Source organism: Streptomyces sp. NH27, assembly GCF_056859195.1.
Map to the genome: position 1 here is coordinate 1 of NZ_JACEGK010000127.1, position 16,043 is coordinate 16,043.

Genomic DNA, 16,043 nt, shown 5'->3' on the forward strand with positions numbered 1-16,043 from the left:
CCGCCGCCCCCGTGACCCACACCGCTCACGCCGCTCCCGCGTCCGCCCCGGCCGACGGCCTCGCCCGCCCGGACGGCTCGCCGGTCCGCGTCCTCGTGGTGGACGACGAGGCCCCGCTCGCCGACCTGCTCTGCATGGCCCTGCGCTACGAGGGCTGGCAGGTCCGCACCGAGGGTGACGGCGCCAGTGCGCTGCGTTCCGCCCGCGAGAACCGCCCCGACGCGGTGGTGCTCGACGTGATGCTCCCGGACATGGACGGGCTCGAAGTGCTCGCCCGGCTGCGCCGCCAGACCCCCGACGTGCCCGTGCTCTTCCTCACCGCGAAGGACGCGGTCGAGGACCGGATCGCCGGGCTCACCGCCGGCGGCGACGACTACGTGACCAAGCCGTTCAGCCTGGAGGAGGTCGTCGCCCGCCTGCGCGGACTGCTGCGCCGCTCCGGCGCCGCCGCCATCCGCAACGAGTCCGTGCTCGCCGTCGGCGACCTCGTCCTGAACGAGGACAGCCACGAGGTCAGCCGCGGCGGCGACAACATCCACCTCACCGCGACCGAGTTCGAGCTGCTCCGCTACCTCATGCGCAACCCGCGCCGGGTGCTGAGCAAGGCCCAGATCCTGGACCGGGTCTGGTCCTACGACTTCGGCGGTCAGGCCAACGTCGTCGAGCTCTACATCTCCTACCTGCGCCGCAAGATCGACGCGGGCCGCTCGCCGATGATCCACACCCGGCGCGGCGCCGGCTACCTCATCAAGCCCGGCGAACCGGTGTGACCCGCCCCGCACCGACCGCACCACACCAGTACGGGCCGGCCCCGCGGCCCGGACCGGGGCCCGGTACGGATACGAGCACCGGTACGGGCGCGGGCCCCGGCACGGCCTCGGGCGCCGCCGCCGGCACCGACCTGGCCCGCGACACCGGCACCGACCCGGCCGGTGACCACGGCGCGACGGCACCCCCGCGCCCGCGCACCCCGCCCCGCCGCAGCCGCAGCCGCTGGGCGCCGCGCCGCTGGTCCCTGCGCCGCCGCCTGGTCGCCTCCTGTGTCGCGCTGGTCGCCGTCGTCTGCACGGTGATCGGCGCGGTGACGATATTCGCCCTGCACGACTTCCTGTACGGGCAGCTCGACGCCAAGGTGCACGACACGGCGGTGCGCGCCGACGGCCCGCGCCCCGACCAGTCCGGGCCCGGCCAGAGCCCTTCCGGCGACCGGGGCGGCCTGGGCCCGACCGCGCGCGGCAGGGCCGGTGACCTGCCCCGGAGCATCCCCTTCGTCTTCCTCGCCGGCGGCGGCCAGCCGGGCGAGACGGTCGGCGCGACCGTCAGCTCCACCGGCACCGTCACCGAGGCGGCGGTCAGCGCCACCAGCCCCAGCACCGGCCAGCTCGTCGCCGACGACCTCACCGCTAAGCAGGCCGCGGCCTTCGCCGGCGTGCCGCGCGACGGCAACCCGCACAACGTCACCATCCCCGGCCTCGGCGACTACCGGGTCGAATCCGCCGCGCCCGCCGGCGACGGCAGCACCATCCTGGTCGGCCTGAGCACCGCGGGCACCGAGGACACCCTGTCCACGCTGCTGTGGGTGGAGGTCTCGGTCGCCGCCGCCGGGCTCGTCGCGGCCGGGCTCGCGGGCGCCGCGCTGATGCGGATCGCCCTGCAACCGCTGCGCCGGGTCGCCGCCACGGCCACCCGGGTCGCCGAACTGCCGCTGCACCGCGGCGAGGTGGCCCCGCTGAGCCGGGTGCCGGAGTCCGACACCGACCCGCGCACCGAGTTCGGCCAGGTCGGCGCCGCGCTCAACCGGATGCTCGGGCACGTCGGTTCGGCGCTGCACGCCCGGCAGGAGAGCGAGACCCGGGTCCGGCGGTTCGTCGCCGACGCCAGCCACGAACTGCGTACCCCGCTCGCCTCCATCCGCGGCTACGCCGAGCTGACCCGCCGGGGTCAGGAGCCGGTCGGCCCCGACACCCGGCACGCGCTCGGCCGGATCGAGTCCGAGGCGGCCCGGATGACCACGCTGGTCGAGGACCTGCTGCTGCTGGCCCGGCTCGACGCGGGCCGCCCGGTCGACCGGACCGAGACCGACCTGTCCCCGCTGGTGGTGGACGCGGTCAGTGACGCCCGCGCGGCCGGCCGCGACCACGTCTGGCGGCTGGAACTGCCCGACGAGCCCGCGACCGTGCACGGCGACGCGCCGCGCCTCCAGCAGGTGCTCGCCAACCTCCTCGCCAACGCCCGCACCCACACCCCGCCCGGCACGACCGTCACCGCCCGGGTGCGGCGCCGCCCGTCCGGCGTCGTGCTGGAGGTCGAGGACGACGGCCCCGGCATCCCCGCCGACCTGCGCCGGCACGTCTTCGAACGGTTCGCCCGCGGCGATGCCTCCCGCTCCCGTTCGGCGGGCAGTACGGGACTGGGCCTGGCCATCGTGCAGTCGGTGGTCGCCGCGCACGGCGGCACCGTGGAGGTCGCGTCCGCCCCGGGCCGTACGGTCTTCACCGTCACGCTGCCCGCCGCCGCGCCGGCCGCGAAGCACGGCGCACCGGGATCGGCCGTACCGGCGCCGCCCGTACCGCCGGCGCCGCCCGTGGCACCCGTGGCACCCGTGCCGCCCGTGCCACCCGTACCGGCCGTGCGAACGGCGATCGCGCCGCCCGCCCGCGCCTACGCCCCCGCCTCGGACATGACACCCGCCATGCCTGCCTCACCGGCACCAACCGACTCATAGGCGTTGCTCAGCCTCGGCACATCGCCATGACAGGACCGTTGTCGAGGCTCATGGCATGCGAACCACTCTCGGCAATCTGCCCGCCCGTCGGCACCTGCCGGTCACGGCCGCAGTACATCCGTCCGACGCCGCGACCCGCCCGACCACCGGCGCACCACGCGTGCCCCCCGTGCCCGTCGCGCCCGTGCTCGACGTCGTCGTCCCCGTCTACAACGAGGAGGCCGGCCTCGGCCCCGGCGTACGCCGGCTGCACGCACACCTCGCCGGCACGTTCCCGTACCCGTTCCGGATCACCGTCGCCGACAACGCCAGCACCGACCGGACCCCCGCGATCGCCGTGCGGCTCGCCGACGAGCTGCCCGAGGTCGTATCGGTCCGGCTGGAGCAGAAGGGGCGCGGGCTGGCGCTGCGCACCGTGTGGACCGCCTCGGACGCGCCGGTACTGGCGTACATGGACGTCGATCTGTCCACCGACCTCAACGCGCTGCTGCCGCTGGTCGCCCCGCTGATCTCCGGCCACTCCGACCTCGCGATCGGTTCGCGCCTCGCCCAGTCCTCGCGGGTGGTGCGCGGCGCCAAGCGGGAGTTCATCTCCCGTATCTACAACCTGATCCTGCGCGGCTCGCTCGCCGCGCACTTCTCCGACGCGCAGTGCGGCTTCAAGGCGATCCGCGCGGACGTCGCGCAGCGGCTGCTGCCGATGGTGGAGGACGCCGGCTGGTTCTTCGACACGGAGATGCTGGTGCTCGCCGAACGCGCCGGGCTGCGCATCCACGAGGTGCCGGTGGACTGGATCGACGACCCGAACAGCAGCGTGGACCTGGTGCGGACCGCCACCACCGACCTGCGCGGCGTCTGGCGGGTCGGCCGGGCGCTGGCCACCGGGCGGCTCGCGCTCGACCGGCTGCGCAGGCCGTTCGGGGAGGACCCGCGCGACCGCGAACTGCCGGGTGTGCCGCCCGGGTTGGCCCGCCAGCTGGTCGGCTTCTGCGCGGTCGGCGTGCTGAGTACGGTCGTCTACCTCGCGCTGTACTTCCTCTTCCGCGGCGCGATGGACTCCCAATTCGCCAACGCGCTGGCCCTGTTGCTGTCCGCGCTCGGCAACACCGCTGCCAACCGGCGGCTCACGTTCGGGGTGCGCGGCCCGGCCCGGGCGGTCCGCCACCAGGCCCAGGGACTGGTGGTGTTCGCCATCGGCCTTGCGCTGACCAGTGGTTCGCTCGCCGCCCTGCACACCGCGGTGCCGCACCCGGCCCACCGCACCGAACTGGCCGTCCTGGTCGCGGCGAACCTCGCCGCCACGGTGCTGCGTTTCCTGCTCTTCCGCGCCTGGCTCGTCCCCGACCGCACCGACCAGTTCGGCCGCGACGCCGGGACCGCCGCAGAAGGCGACGACGCCCACGACACCCACGACGGACGCGCCGAGTACGACGCCCCCGGCGACCACGACGTACGTGGCGACCGTGCCGGCTACGACGACTATGACGACCGCGACGACCGCGATCTGAGGAGTGCCCGATGACCTCCCCGAGCGACGCACACGCGCTGGACGGCGTGGCCGGCCCGTCCGGTCCCGCACCCGGTCCGGTCGCCGCCCCCGGCGGCCCACCCCGCGCCATCGAAGACCCCGCCGCCGACGGATCGGTCAGTGCGCAGTCGGCCCGCGCCACCCGCCGCTTCCTGCAACGGACTTGGCGCGGCCGCCCGGAGGACCCGTCCTGGGCCCGCCCGGCGTTCCTGGCCCTGCTGGTCGCCACCCTGGTGCTCTACCTCTACGACCTGGGCGCCTCCGGATACGCCAACTCCTTCTACTCCGCCGCCGTCCAGGCGGGCAGCCAGAGCTGGAAGGCGTTCTTCTTCGGCTCCTCCGACGCGGCGAACTCGATCACCGTCGACAAACCGCCCGCGGCGCTGTGGCCGATGGGCCTGTCGGTGCGGCTGTTCGGACTCGGGTCGTGGCAGATCCTCGTGCCCGAGGCACTGATGGGCGTGGCCACCGTCGGCGTCCTCTACGCGGCGCTGCGGCGGCGGTTCGGGCCCGGCGCGGGCCTGACCGCGGGCGCGGTGCTCGCGCTCACCCCGGTCGCCGCGCTGATGTTCCGCTTCAACAACCCTGACGCGCTGCTCGCGTTGCTCATGGTCACGGCGATCTACTGCGTGCTGCGCGCCATCGAGGACGCCCGCACCAAGTGGCTGCTGCTTGCCGGCGTCGTCTTCGGTTTCGCGTTCCTCACCAAGACCCTCCAGGCGTGGCTGATCCTGCCGCCGCTCGCCGTGGTCCACGCGGTCTGCGCGCCCACCCCGCTGCGCCGCCGCCTGCTCCAACTGCTCTACGCCGGCGGTGCGATGCTGCTCGCGGGCGGCTGGTGGGTGGCGATCGTCGAGCTGTGGCCGAAGTCCTCGCGCCCGTACATCGGCGGCTCCCAGGACAACAGCTTCCTGTCGCTGACCTTCGGGTACAACGGCTTCGGCCGGATCACCGGCGACGAGACCGGCAGTGTCGGCGGCGGCGGGGGACCCGGCGCCGGCAACGGCGGCGGCATGTGGGGCGCGACCGGTATCGGCCGGCTCTTCAACTCCGAGATGGGCGGGCAGATCTCCTGGCTGCTGCCGGCCGCGTTCGCGATGCTGATCGCGGGGGTGTGGATCACCCGAAGGGCCCGCCGTACCTCGGCGACGCGGGCGGCCTTCCTGCTCTGGGGCGGCGCGCTGTTGATGACCTTCGCCACGTTCAGCTACATGTCCGGCATCTTCCACCAGTACTACAACATCGCGCTCGCGCCGTACATCGCGGCGCTGGTCGGTATGGGTGCCTCCCTGCTGTGGCAGCGGCGTACCCACATCGCGGCCGCCTCGGCGCTGGCGATCACGGTCGCGGGCACGTCCGTGTGGGCGTACACCCTGCTGCACCGCAGCCCCGACTGGCACCCGTGGCTGCGTACCGCGCTGGTCGTCGCCGGGGCGGTGGCCGCGCTGGCGCTGCTCGCGGGCGCGCTCCCGGGCATGGCCACCGCGCGGGCCGGCGCCCGGCTCACGGTGCTGTCGGCCGTGGTCGGCCTCGCCGCGGTCCTGGGCGGACCGGTGGCGTACACCCTCGACACCGTGAGCACCGGGCACCAGGGGTCCATCGTGACCGCGGGTCCCTCCGTGCAGGGCGGCATGGGCGGGTTCCCCGGCGGGGGCGGCCGCGGCGGCTTCGGCGCCGGCGGCCAGGGCCGTACCGGCGGCACCCCGCCGACCGGCACCTTCCCCGGCGGTGGCACCGGCGGTACCGGCGGCACCGGCGGCTTCGGTCAGGGTCAGGCACCCGGCCAGGGACAGTCCCAGGGCCAGGCACCCGGTCAGAGCATGAACGGCTTCCCGGGCGGCGGCACCACCGGCGAGTCCCGCTTCGGCGGCGGGAACGGCCGGGGCGGCGGAGGCGGCATGGGCGGCCTTCTCGACGGCGCCCAGGTCAGCTCCGCCATGAAGTCCCTGCTGCTCAAGAACGCCGGCGACTACACCTGGGTCGCGGCCGCGATCGGCTCGCAGAACCAGGCGAGCTACCAACTGGCCACCCAGAAGCCGGTGATGTCCATCGGCGGCTTCAACGGCAGCGACCCGTCACCCACGCTCGCCCAGTTCGAGAAGTACGTGGCCGCCGGCCGCATCCACTACTTCATCGGCAGCGGTACGGGAGGCGGCGGCTCGATGGGCGGCAGCAACGCGTCCTCCGCCATCAGCTCCTGGGTCCAGTCGCACTTCACCGCCAAGACCGTGGGCGGCACGACCGTCTACGACCTCCCGGCGCCGAAGTAGCCCGCCCGCAAGCCCGAGCCCGCGGACCGGTTCAGCCGGTCCGCGGGCTCGCGCGTGCGCGTCCTCGTGCGCGTGCGCGTCCTCGTGCGCGTCCTCGTGCGCGTCCGCGTGCTCGTACGCGTACTCAGGCGAGGCGGGCCGGGAAGCCGCCGGTCGCGATCGGGCCCCAGCGCTCCGGGGTGATCCGGATGATCGACTTGCCCTGCCGGACCATCGCCTCGCGGTACTCCGCCCAGTCGGGGTGCTCGCCGGAGATGTTCCGGAAGTACTCCACGAGGGGTTCCACGGACTCGGGCGCGTCCAGCACTTCGGCGCTGCCGTCGATCTGGACCCACGCGTCGCCGAAGGAGTCGGACAGCACAATGACGCTGACCCGCGGATCGCGCTTGGCGTTGCGGGCCTTGGCCCGCTCGGGGTAGGTCGAGATCACGATCCGCCCCGAGTCGTCCACCCCGCAGGTGAGCGGCGAGCCCTGCGGACGGCCGTCCGCACGGGTGGTGAGCAGGATGGCGTTGTGCCGCGGCCGGATGAACTCCAGCAGTTCGGCCAGGCCGACTTTGGTGGTGGTGGCGATGTTGGGAGCCATGGCGGCACCTTACGTCGCCGCGCGGTGCGGTCCGCGAAGGAAGTGCGGGTCCCGGCGGCGGCCTCGGCCGTCCCCTGCTCCGGTCACCGCCGGAACCCTGACCCGTGTCGTGCGTACCGGACCTCTCCGCTGCGGGTGCGGGCCGTACGACCGGGAGTTGTCGCCCCTGCCGGGGCGCTGTGCTGTGCGCTACCTGCTGGGTTACCCTGCCTGGCCGTCGGTCACCCGCGCCGGGGCGTCGGCGGTCTGCACGGCCTGCTGCGACCCGCTGCGGTCGCGCAGCGCCACCTCCTTGACGAAGACCACCAGCAGGAAGGCGATCAGCGCGAACGGGGCCGCGTACAGGAAGACGTCGCCGACGCCGTGGCCGTAGGCGCCCTCCACCACGCCCCGCACCGGCGCGGGCAGCTTGTCGACGTCGGGGATGCCGCCGGAGCCGTCGGCGCCGGTCGCCTTGATGTGCAGCGCGGCCAGGCCGGTGGAGGTGAAGTGGGTGACCCGGTTGCCGAGCATCGCGCCGAGCGCGGTGACGCCGATCGCGCCGCCCAGCGAGCGGAAGAAGGTGACCAGCGAACTGGCCGAGCCGAGGTCGGCCGCCGTCACCTGGTTCTGCACGGCGAGCACCAGGTTCTGCATCATCATGCCGATGCCCAGGCCCAGCAGCGCCATGTAGAGCGCCACTTCGGGATACGCGGTGTCGTGGCGGATCGTGCCGAGCAGGGCGCAGCCCGCGGTGACCAGCAGGCCGCCGGCGACCAGGAAGACCTTCCAGCGGCCGGTGCGGGTGATGATCCGGCCGCTGACCATCGAGGCCACGAACAGCCCGCCGATCAGCGGGATCGTCATCAGCCCGGACACGGTCGGGGTCTTGCCGCGGGCGAGTTGGAAGTACTGGCTGAGGAACACCGTGCCGGCGAACATCGCCACGCCGATGAAGAGGCTGGCGAAGGAGGTGAGGGTGATCGTCGGGCTGCGGAACAGCCGCAGCGGCACGATCGGCTCGGCGGCGCGGGTCTCGACGAGGATGAAGACCAGGCCGAGCAGCAGCGCGAGCGGCACCATCACATAGGTCTGGGTGGACATCCACGGGTAGTTCTGGCCGCCCAGCGAGACCCACACCATCAGCAGCGACACGGCCGCGGTGATGAAGAAGGCGCCCGCCCAGTCGATCCGCGCCTGCCGCTTGACCACCGGCAGGTGCAGCGTCTTCTGCAGCACCACCAGCGCGATGATCGCGAACGGCACCCCGACGTAGAAGCACCAGCGCCAGCCCAGCGCGGAGTCGACGATCACGCCGCCGACCAGCGGCCCGCCGACGGTGGCGACCGCGAAGGTGGCGCCGAGGTAGCCGCTGTACCGGCCGCGCTGCCGGGGCGAGATCATCGCCGCCATGATCACCTGGGTGAGCGCGGACAGCCCGCCCGCGCCGATGCCCTGCACCAGCCGACAGGCGATCAGCATGCCCGGGCTGTTCGACAGCCCCGCGACCATCGACCCGGCCACGTAGATCACCAGCGCGAGCTGGATCAGCAGCTTCTTGCTGAACAGGTCGGAGAGCTTGCCCCAGATCGGCGTGGTCGCGGTGACCGCGAGCAGCGAGGCGGTGACCACCCAGGTGTACGCGCTCTGGCCGCCGCCGATGTCGGAGAGGATGCGCGGCAGGGCGTTGGAGACGATCGTCGACGACAGGATCGCCACGAACAGGCCGATCAGCAGACCGGACAGCGCCTCCATGATCTGGCGGTGAGACATGGGGGGTTCGGACGTTGCGGCGGTCGGGGTGGGTGTCGCCATCGACTCGGTTCGCCAGCCTTCCTCTTGGTTGCCTGAAGCAACCATAAGAGGAAATGGTTGTATGTCACAAGTGCTGTGGGATGGCTGAGAGCAAGGTCACGACAGAGCAATCGCCCGCCCCCGTTGCGGGAGCGGGCGAACTCGGTGCGGGAAGACGTGCCTGGAATGGCCGCCGTCAGAGGGCGGTCAGGACGAGGCGGCGGTCAGCGCCGCCAGCTCCTGCGCGGTCAGCGCCAGCTCGGCGACCGCGGTCAGCGCCGGCACCTGCTCGGCCGTACGCGCGCTGGCGATCGGCGCGACCACCGTCGGCTGCGCGGCCAGCCAGGCCAGCGCGACGGTGCCGACCTCGGCGTCGTGGGCGGCGGCGATCTCGTCCAGCGCCGCCAGCACCTTCGGGCCGCTGGGCGTGTCGAGGAAGCCGGCGGCGCGCTCGGCCCGGGCGCTGTAGACCTCGGTGGCACCGGCGCGGTACTTGCCGGTGAGGAAGCCGGAGGCCAGCCCATAGTAAGGAGCCGTGGACAGGCCGCGGGCCGCCACCAGGTCGGCGAGCGGACCCTCGAACTCGTCGCGCTCGACCAGGTTGTACTTGGGCTGGATGATTTCGTACCGCGCCAGGCCCTCGCGCTCGGAGAAGTCCAGCGAGGCGGCCAGTCGCTCCGCCGTGATGTTGGAGGCGCCGATCGCCCGGACCTTGCCCTCCTTCACGAGGGCGTCCAGCGCGGTGATGATCTCCTCGACCGGGACATCGGGGTCGTCGAAGTGCGTGTAGTAGAGGTCGATGTGCTCGACGCCCAGCCGGCGCAGCGACGCCTCGGCGCCCTGCTTGATCGTGTCGGCCCGCAGCCCCTTGAAGTCCGGGTGGCTGCCCACCTTCGTGGCGACCACCATGTCGTCGCGGCGGCCGCTACGGGCCAGCCACGCGCCGAGGATCGTCTCCGACTCACCGCCGGAGTTGCCCGGCACCCAGGCCGAGTACACGTCCGCGGTGTCGATGAAGTTGCCGCCGCGCGCGGTGTACGCGTCGAGGACGGCGAAGGACTGCGCCTCGTCGGCCGTCCAGCCGAAGACATTGCCGCCGAGGGACAGGGGGAAGACGTCGAGCGCCGAGTTGCCGATGCGTGCCATGTGCTGATGCAACAGTCAGGGGGTGCGGGTTATTCCGCCGACACGCTAGGGTCAGGCGGCATGTCGAACTCCTCGCCCAACCCTGACAACAATTACGACCCGGCCGGCAGCACCCAGATGTTCCGTGCCTTCGTCGACGAGCAGCCGCCCGCCGCCCAGGTGCAGCGCGTTCAGGGCCGCAGCCGCGCCGGCCTGATCATCGGTGTGATCGTGGTCCTGGTGGTGATCGTGGGAGTGGTCGCGCTCGCGGTGAAGTAGCGGCGGGTCCGCCGGACGCCCGGCGACCACTCCCCCCTCCTACGCCTCAGCGGTGAGTCCCACGCGCAGCTGAGCCAGCGTCCGGGTCAGCAACCGGGAGACGTGCATCTGGGAGATGCCGACCTCCTCGCCGATCTGCGACTGCGTCATGTTCGCGAAGAACCGCAGCATGATGATCTGCCGTTCGCGCGGCGGCAGTTGGGCCAGCAGCGGCTTCAGCGACTCGCGGTACTCGACGCCTTCGAGGGCGCTGTCCTCGTATCCCAGCCGGTCGGCCAGGGTGCCCTCGCCGCCGTCGTCCTCGGGCGGCGGGGAGTCCAGCGAGCTGGCGGTGTAGGCGTTGCCGACCGCGAGGCCGTCGACCACGTCCTCCTCGGAGACGCCGAGGCAGCCGGCCAGTTCGGCGACGGTCGGCGAGCGGTCCAGCTTCTGGGACAGCTCGTCGCTCGCCTTGGTCAGCGCCAGCCGCAGCTCCTGCAACCGCCGCGGGACCCGCACCGACCACGACGTGTCGCGGAAGAACCGCTTCACCTCGCCGACGATGGTGGGCATCGCGAAGGTCGGGAACTCCACGCCGCGCTCGCAGTCGAACCGGTCGATCGCCTTGATCAGGCCGATCGTGCCGACCTGGACGATGTCCTCCATCGGCTCGTTCCGACTGCGGAAGCGGGCGGCGGCGTACCGCACCAGCGGGAGGTTCAACTCGATGAGCGTGTCACGGACGTAGGTGCGGTCCGGACTGTCGACCGGTAGCTCCGCCAGTCGCAGGAAGAGCGAACGGGACAGCGTGCGGGTGTCGATGGCATCGCTGCGCACAGCGTCATGCACAGCGTCATGCGGTACGTCAGCGTCGGTTGCGTCGGTACGAAGCACCTTGGGACTGCCCAACTGTACGGACATGCCACCCCCTTGAGGTCGCGGACGGGCGTCGCGAGCGACGGTTGTTCCTCCACTGGAATACCGGAGGTCCGGCCGTCACAAACGCGCTATCCGCAGAATGTCACATGTCGGCAACACGCTGTAGCGTCATGTCGACTTATCTGTGCAGGTGGCTTAATCCCGTTGGGTTACGCTTCGAGCTGGTTTGCGGACCGCAGCCGGGCGAAGCTCCGGGACAGCAAACGGGACACGTGCATCTGCGAAACCCCCAGCTCCGCGCTGATCTGCGACTGCGTCAGGTTGCCGAAGTAGCGCAGCAGCAGGATGCGCCTTTCGCGCTCCGGCAGTTGCACCAGAAGATGCCGGACCAGGTCGCGGTGCTCGACGCCGTTGAGCGCCGGGTCCTCGTAGCCGAGCCGGTCCAGCAGCCCCGGGGCGCCGTCGCCCTCCTGGGCGGCCTCCAGCGAGGTGGCGTGGTAGGCGCGGCCCGCCTCAAGGCAGGCCAGCACCTCCTCCTCGGACAGCCGTAGCCGCTCGGCGATCTCCGCGGTGGTCGGGGAGCGGCCGTGCAGCACCGTCAGGTCCTCGATGGCTCCGCTGACCTGCACCCACAGCTCGTGCAGCCGGCGCGGCACGTGCACGGTGCGCACGTTGTCCCGGAAGTAGCGCTTGATCTCGCCGACCACGGTGGGCATCGCGAAGGTCGGGAACTGCACCCCGCGCTCCGGGTCGAACCGGTCGATCGCGTTGATCAGGCCGATCGTGCCGACCTGGACCACGTCCTCCATCGGCTCGTTGCGGCTGCGGAAGCGGGCGGCGGCGTACCGCACCAGCGGCAGGTTCACCTCGATCAGCGCGGCCCGCACCCGGCTGTGCTCGGGCGTGCCCGGCTCCAGCTCCACGATCTGCTCGAAGAGCACCTGGGTCAGCGCCCGCGCGTCGGCCGCGTTGCTGTTCGGCGTCCGCGTCCTGCCACGCGGATACGTCGTCGTCGCTGACGTTGACGCCGTACGGGCCGACACCGGCACACCACACCCCTTATCGGTCCACTCCAGCCTGCTGCTGCGACTGCAGCATCCGGCGAACATCCGTCAAACGTCGGGCAAAGCGGTCATAGCATCACAATTCATTTGTGCTTTGTGCAAGCACCGCATATTGCCGTGTTGTACGAACGGGCCGCGCGTGGACCGGCACGACGAAGCCCCCCGCCGCGGATGGCGAGGGGCTGCTGCGCATGGGTGTGCGATCAGATCTCGTAGTCCGCGATGACCCAGGTGGCGAACTGCGACCACGGCGCGACCGCGGCCTTGTGTGCGGGATGCTCGAGATAGCGCACCAGCGCGTCGGCGTCCGCGACGGAGGAGTTGATCGCGAAGTCGTAGGCGATCGGCCGGTCCGTCACGTTCCAGCCGCACTCCCAGGAGGCCGCCTCCGGGACCAGCGCGCCGAGTTCGACCAACCCACCGGCGGCTGCGACCACCCGCTCCTCGTCACGGCTGACGCCCTCGTTCAACTTGAACAGCACCAGATGACGGATCATCGCCACTCCTCGCCTTGCCCCACGGCCCTCAGTTGGCCAGGTCGTGCATGAACTGCCCGATGCTCTTGGCCGCGTTCGAAATCCCGACGAACCCTACCTGCACAAGGTCGGCCGCCCGAGCCGGCTGGTCGATGATCGTATAAAGCACGAAGATCACCAGCACGATGGTGGCGATCCTCCTCGCCTGCGCCATGCTCCTTGGCCTCCCCAGCAGCGACTCGGCACCAGCGGTCACAAGTGTGCAATCGCCGAATTCTATCCGCCGTTCGGAGTAACCAGACGACCGGACAGCATCATCATCCGCAAAAACGATGATGATTGCGAGGCTTTGACGGCCAGGGGCACCGGCTGGGAACACAGCGAACGGGACCGCCTCCACAGGGGAGGCGGTCCCGTTCGTCCAGCTCATGGCGGTAGCGGTGGGATTTGAACCCACGGAGGAGTTGCCCCCTCACACGCTTTCGAGGCGTGCTCCTTAGGCCGCTCGGACACGCTACCGAGAGAGAGCTTAGCCCACGGAGCGCCGTGGTCAGAAATCGTTTGGGCGGAAGAAGCGGGTGAGGAGGGTCGCGCTCGGGGTGGGCAGCACCTCGGCGATCACCTCGGGGCGGTGGTTGAGGCGGCGGTCGCGGACCAGGTCCCACAGCGAACCGGCCGCGCCCGCCTTCGGATCGGGGGCGCCGTAGACCACCCGCTCCAGCCGGGCCAGCACGATGGCGCCCGCGCACATGGTGCACGGCTCCAAGGTCACCGCCAGGGTGCAGCCGGTCAACCGCCACCGGCCCAGGGCGGCTGCTGCGCGGCGGATGGCCAGCACCTCGGCGTGGGCGGTCGGATCACCGGTCGCCTCACGCTCGTTGTGCGCGCGGGACAGCACCGAGCCGTCGGGGGCCAGCACGACCGCGCCCACCGGTACGTCACCGGTGAGCGGGGCGTGCTCGGCCTCCGCCAGGGCGATCCGCATGGCGGGTGCCCAGGGGTCGCGCAGGACGTCGGGTTCGGTGCCGGAGTCGGTCAGCGGACGGCCTCCAGGACGTCGGCCGCTCCCAGGGCGTCGGCGATCTCGCCCAGGGCCTCGCCGGTCAGGGCGCCGTCTCCGCTCAACGCGAGCAGTTCCGCGGCGCTCATTCCCAGGTCGGCCAGCAAGCCGGTCTCGCCGAGCGGGCCGGTCGGCACATGGTCCTCGGAGGGGCCGGCTCCGGCGTCCTCTTCGGTGTCGTCGGTATCGCCGTCCTCGGTGCCGTCGAGGTCGACAAGGTCGTCGAGGTCGTCCGCGTTGTCCGGGTCGCGGCCCAGCACCTCGTCGGTGAGCAGGATCTCTCCGTACGAGCTACGGGCGGCGGCCGCCGCGTCTGACACATAGATCCTGGGGTCCTCTTCACCGTCGACGCGGATGACGCCGAACCAGGCGTCCTCCTGCTCGATGAAGACCAGAACCGTTTCCTCCTCGTCACCGGCCGTACGAGCCAGATCGCTCAGGTCGGCGAGGGTTTCCACATCGTCGAGATCGGGTTCGCTCGCTTGCCAACCGTCCTCGGTGCGCGCGAGCAGTGCGGCGAAGTACACCGTGACTCTCCCACAGGTCTCAGGCCGTCCGGACCGGGTGGGCCCACTTGCGGTTCATGAGGGTTTCATGACGGTCCCACCCACTCGGCATCGTGGCAGAAACATGGGCGTCGCGAAGGGTCTTCGACACCGCGACGTGCCAGGACTTGGTCACTTCTCGGGAAAACCGCGATCTTGGCGGACCCCCGACCGGCCGCAGGGTCACTCGACCGCTCCACGTGGTGACGTCGCGCACATCGAACCAGCGGGTGCGGCGCACCTCGGCAGCTGCTCGCGAGTCACCAGCGGAAGGTGCGCATCCGTATCTGCTGGCGCATCCGGGCCGCCCGGGCCCGCCGGGGCTGGACCCGGTCCCGGAGCTCCTTCGCCTCGTCCAGCTCGCGCAGGAACGCGGCGCGCTTGTGGCGCCGCTCCAACTCCCGTTCGTGCTGGGCCTGCGGACCAGCCCGCTCGCCGCGTCCGCCGCCGCGTCCGCCGCCGCTGTCGCGGCCCGTCGTGTCCGGCATGTGTGCCACCGTCCCCGCGTCTGTGTCGCGATTCCTCCGGAACCTTCCCCCGAAGGTGCGGTTTACCCGTCCCCGCGCACAGAGGGATGAGGGTGAGGAAGGGAGGGCGCCGGGCGGAGGGCGCCGGATACAGTCCTCCCATGCGTCTCCATGTTGTCGACCACCCGCTGGTCGCGCACAAGCTCACCGCGCTGCGCGACGGGCGCACCGACTCGCCCACCTTCCGCCGGCTCGCCGACGAACTCGTCACCCTGCTCGCTTACGAGGCGACGCGTGACGTACGCACCGAGCAGGTCGACATCGTCACCCCGGTCGCGCCCACCACCGGGGTGCGGCTGTCCCACCCCCGGCCCCTCGTGGTGCCGATCCTGCGCGCCGGGCTCGGCATGCTCGACGGCATGGTCCGGCTGCTGCCCACCGCCGAGGTCGGCTTCCTCGGCATGGTCCGCGACGAGGACACCCTCCAGGCCAAGACGTATGCCACCCGTATGCCCGAGGACCTGTCCGGCCGTCAGGTGTACGTGGTCGACCCCATGCTGGCGACCGGCGGCACCCTGGTCGCCGCGATCCAGCTGCTGATCGAGCGCGGGGCCGACGACGTCACCGCCCTCTGCCTGCTCGCCGCCCCCGAGGGCGTCGAACTGATGGAGCGTGAACTCGCGGGCAAGCCCGTCACCGTGGTCACCGCCGCGGTCGACGAGCGGCTCAACGAACAGGGCTTCATCGTCCCCGGCCTCGGCGACGCGGGCGACCGCCTCTACGGCACGGTCGGCTAGCCGCCGGGGCCGAGCGGACCCTCCGGGGTGCTGTGTTCCGTCGGTTCCGGGACCACCTCCCGGTGGGGGCTGGTCGCGCCGTTCTCCCCCAGAGCTCCGCCTGGGTGGGGGTGCCCCCGGCGAAGCCAGGGGGAGTACCCCCACGCGCCCCTCGGCTACGCGTCGTTGTGGTGTCGCTGCGTTCCCGGCCGCAGGCCGTGGCCTGCTGAGCGCGCAGTTCCCCGCGCCCCCGGATTTGCCCGGGTACGCCCGGGGCAAGCACGGTGGGAGCTGCACATGCTCAGGGGCGCGGGGAACTGCGCGAGCGACCACCCAGCCACCGCAAGGTCCCGCGAACGGCAGGACGGGGCAGCCGGGAGGGGCACTAGTGCCCCTCCCGGCAAGGTTTGCCCCGCTCGCCGCCCTGGCGCGGCCGTCCACGGCGTTGCCGCATCGGCCGAGTAGGTCCACTACGAGGCCGCTGCGGCGCCTGGCGGACGCCCCCGCCAGC

15 protein-coding genes, 1 tRNA gene and 1 pseudogene are annotated in these 16,043 nt (G+C 71.9%); 6 read left to right on the plus strand and 11 right to left on the minus strand.

What is annotated here, in order from left to right; all coding sequences use genetic code 11:
• Positions 1-11: 11 nt before the first annotated feature.
• The 4 genes from AC13HU_RS13140 to AC13HU_RS13155 all read left to right on the plus strand — a co-directional run bounded on the left by AC13HU_RS13140 (position 12) and on the right by AC13HU_RS13155 (position 6,523).
• Complete coding sequence (locus tag AC13HU_RS13140) at positions 12-770, plus strand: response regulator transcription factor (protein WP_483042017.1); 759 nt, start codon at positions 12-14, stop codon at positions 768-770.
• Positions 771-1,027: 257 nt separating this feature from the next.
• On the plus strand, positions 1,028-2,725 hold the full coding sequence (locus tag AC13HU_RS13145) for a sensor histidine kinase (RefSeq protein ID WP_483042018.1): 1,698 nt from the start codon (positions 1,028-1,030) through the stop codon (positions 2,723-2,725).
• Between the two features lie 55 nt (positions 2,726-2,780).
• Positions 2,781-4,247, plus strand: a complete 1,467-nt coding sequence (locus tag AC13HU_RS13150; RefSeq protein WP_483042005.1) for a bifunctional glycosyltransferase family 2/GtrA family protein — start codon at positions 2,781-2,783, stop codon at positions 4,245-4,247.
• Positions 4,244-6,523 (plus strand): ArnT family glycosyltransferase, encoded by a 2,280-nt coding sequence (locus AC13HU_RS13155; RefSeq protein ID WP_483042006.1) that lies wholly within the window; start codon positions 4,244-4,246, stop codon positions 6,521-6,523. The genes AC13HU_RS13150 and AC13HU_RS13155 overlap by 4 nt, the downstream gene beginning before the upstream one ends.
• A 124-nt stretch (positions 6,524-6,647) precedes the next feature.
• On the opposite strand, the gene AC13HU_RS13160 is transcribed toward AC13HU_RS13155, so the two are convergent.
• The 3 genes and pseudogenes from AC13HU_RS13160 to AC13HU_RS13170 form a co-directional block, all read right to left on the minus strand.
• The gene (locus AC13HU_RS13160; RefSeq protein WP_483042007.1) at positions 6,648-7,109 is read right to left on the minus strand and encodes a PPOX class F420-dependent oxidoreductase; all 462 of its coding nucleotides are present in this window, start codon (positions 7,107-7,109) and stop codon (positions 6,648-6,650) included.
• Positions 7,110-7,331: 222 nt separating this feature from the next.
• A pseudogene (locus AC13HU_RS13165) lies at positions 7,332-8,861 on the minus strand (MDR family MFS transporter); the annotation flags it as partial.
• 228 nt (positions 8,862-9,089) lie between these two features.
• The gene (locus AC13HU_RS13170; protein ID WP_483042008.1) at positions 9,090-10,028 is read right to left on the minus strand and encodes an aldo/keto reductase; all 939 of its coding nucleotides are present in this window, start codon (positions 10,026-10,028) and stop codon (positions 9,090-9,092) included.
• 60 nt (positions 10,029-10,088) lie between these two features.
• On the opposite strand from AC13HU_RS13170, the gene AC13HU_RS13175 reads away from it, so the two are divergent.
• Positions 10,089-10,286 carry a hypothetical protein gene (locus AC13HU_RS13175; protein ID WP_483042009.1) on the plus strand — a complete coding sequence of 66 codons (198 nt, stop codon included), beginning with the start codon at positions 10,089-10,091 and terminating at the stop codon, positions 10,284-10,286.
• Positions 10,287-10,325: 39 nt separating this feature from the next.
• Here AC13HU_RS13175 and AC13HU_RS13180 read toward each other — a convergent pair whose 3' ends face one another.
• From AC13HU_RS13180 to AC13HU_RS13215, 8 genes are all read right to left on the minus strand, one after another.
• The gene (locus AC13HU_RS13180; RefSeq protein ID WP_483042010.1) at positions 10,326-11,186 is read right to left on the minus strand and encodes an RNA polymerase sigma factor SigF; all 861 of its coding nucleotides are present in this window, start codon (positions 11,184-11,186) and stop codon (positions 10,326-10,328) included.
• Between the two features lie 167 nt (positions 11,187-11,353).
• A complete protein-coding gene (locus AC13HU_RS13185; protein ID WP_483042011.1) occupies positions 11,354-12,193 on the minus strand; it encodes an RNA polymerase sigma factor SigF in 840 nt (279 codons plus the stop codon).
• A 218-nt stretch (positions 12,194-12,411) separates the two neighbouring features.
• On the minus strand, positions 12,412-12,705 hold the full coding sequence (locus AC13HU_RS13190) for a Dabb family protein (protein WP_483042012.1): 294 nt from the start codon (positions 12,703-12,705) through the stop codon (positions 12,412-12,414).
• A 28-nt stretch (positions 12,706-12,733) separates the two neighbouring features.
• Positions 12,734-13,114: a hypothetical protein gene (locus tag AC13HU_RS13195; RefSeq protein ID WP_483042019.1), complete on the minus strand. Its 381-nt coding sequence runs from the start codon at positions 13,112-13,114 to the stop codon at positions 12,734-12,736.
• Positions 13,114-13,203, minus strand: a tRNA-Ser gene (locus AC13HU_RS13200). The genes AC13HU_RS13195 and AC13HU_RS13200 overlap by 1 nt, the downstream gene beginning before the upstream one ends.
• Positions 13,204-13,234: 31 nt before the next feature.
• Complete coding sequence (locus tag AC13HU_RS13205) at positions 13,235-13,669, minus strand: nucleoside deaminase (RefSeq protein WP_483042013.1); 435 nt, start codon at positions 13,667-13,669, stop codon at positions 13,235-13,237.
• A gap of 50 nt (positions 13,670-13,719) precedes the next feature.
• Positions 13,720-14,271: a tRNA adenosine deaminase-associated protein gene (locus AC13HU_RS13210; protein ID WP_483042014.1), complete on the minus strand. Its 552-nt coding sequence runs from the start codon at positions 14,269-14,271 to the stop codon at positions 13,720-13,722.
• Positions 14,272-14,549: 278 nt separating this feature from the next.
• A complete protein-coding gene (locus AC13HU_RS13215; protein ID WP_483042015.1) occupies positions 14,550-14,777 on the minus strand; it encodes a hypothetical protein in 228 nt (75 codons plus the stop codon).
• A 140-nt stretch (positions 14,778-14,917) separates the two neighbouring features.
• Between AC13HU_RS13215 and upp the strand changes: the two genes are divergently transcribed.
• Positions 14,918-15,553, plus strand: coding sequence for a uracil phosphoribosyltransferase (gene upp / locus AC13HU_RS13220; RefSeq protein ID WP_483042016.1), 636 nt, complete (start codon positions 14,918-14,920; stop codon positions 15,551-15,553).
• The last annotated feature ends 490 nt before the right edge of the window (positions 15,554-16,043 follow it).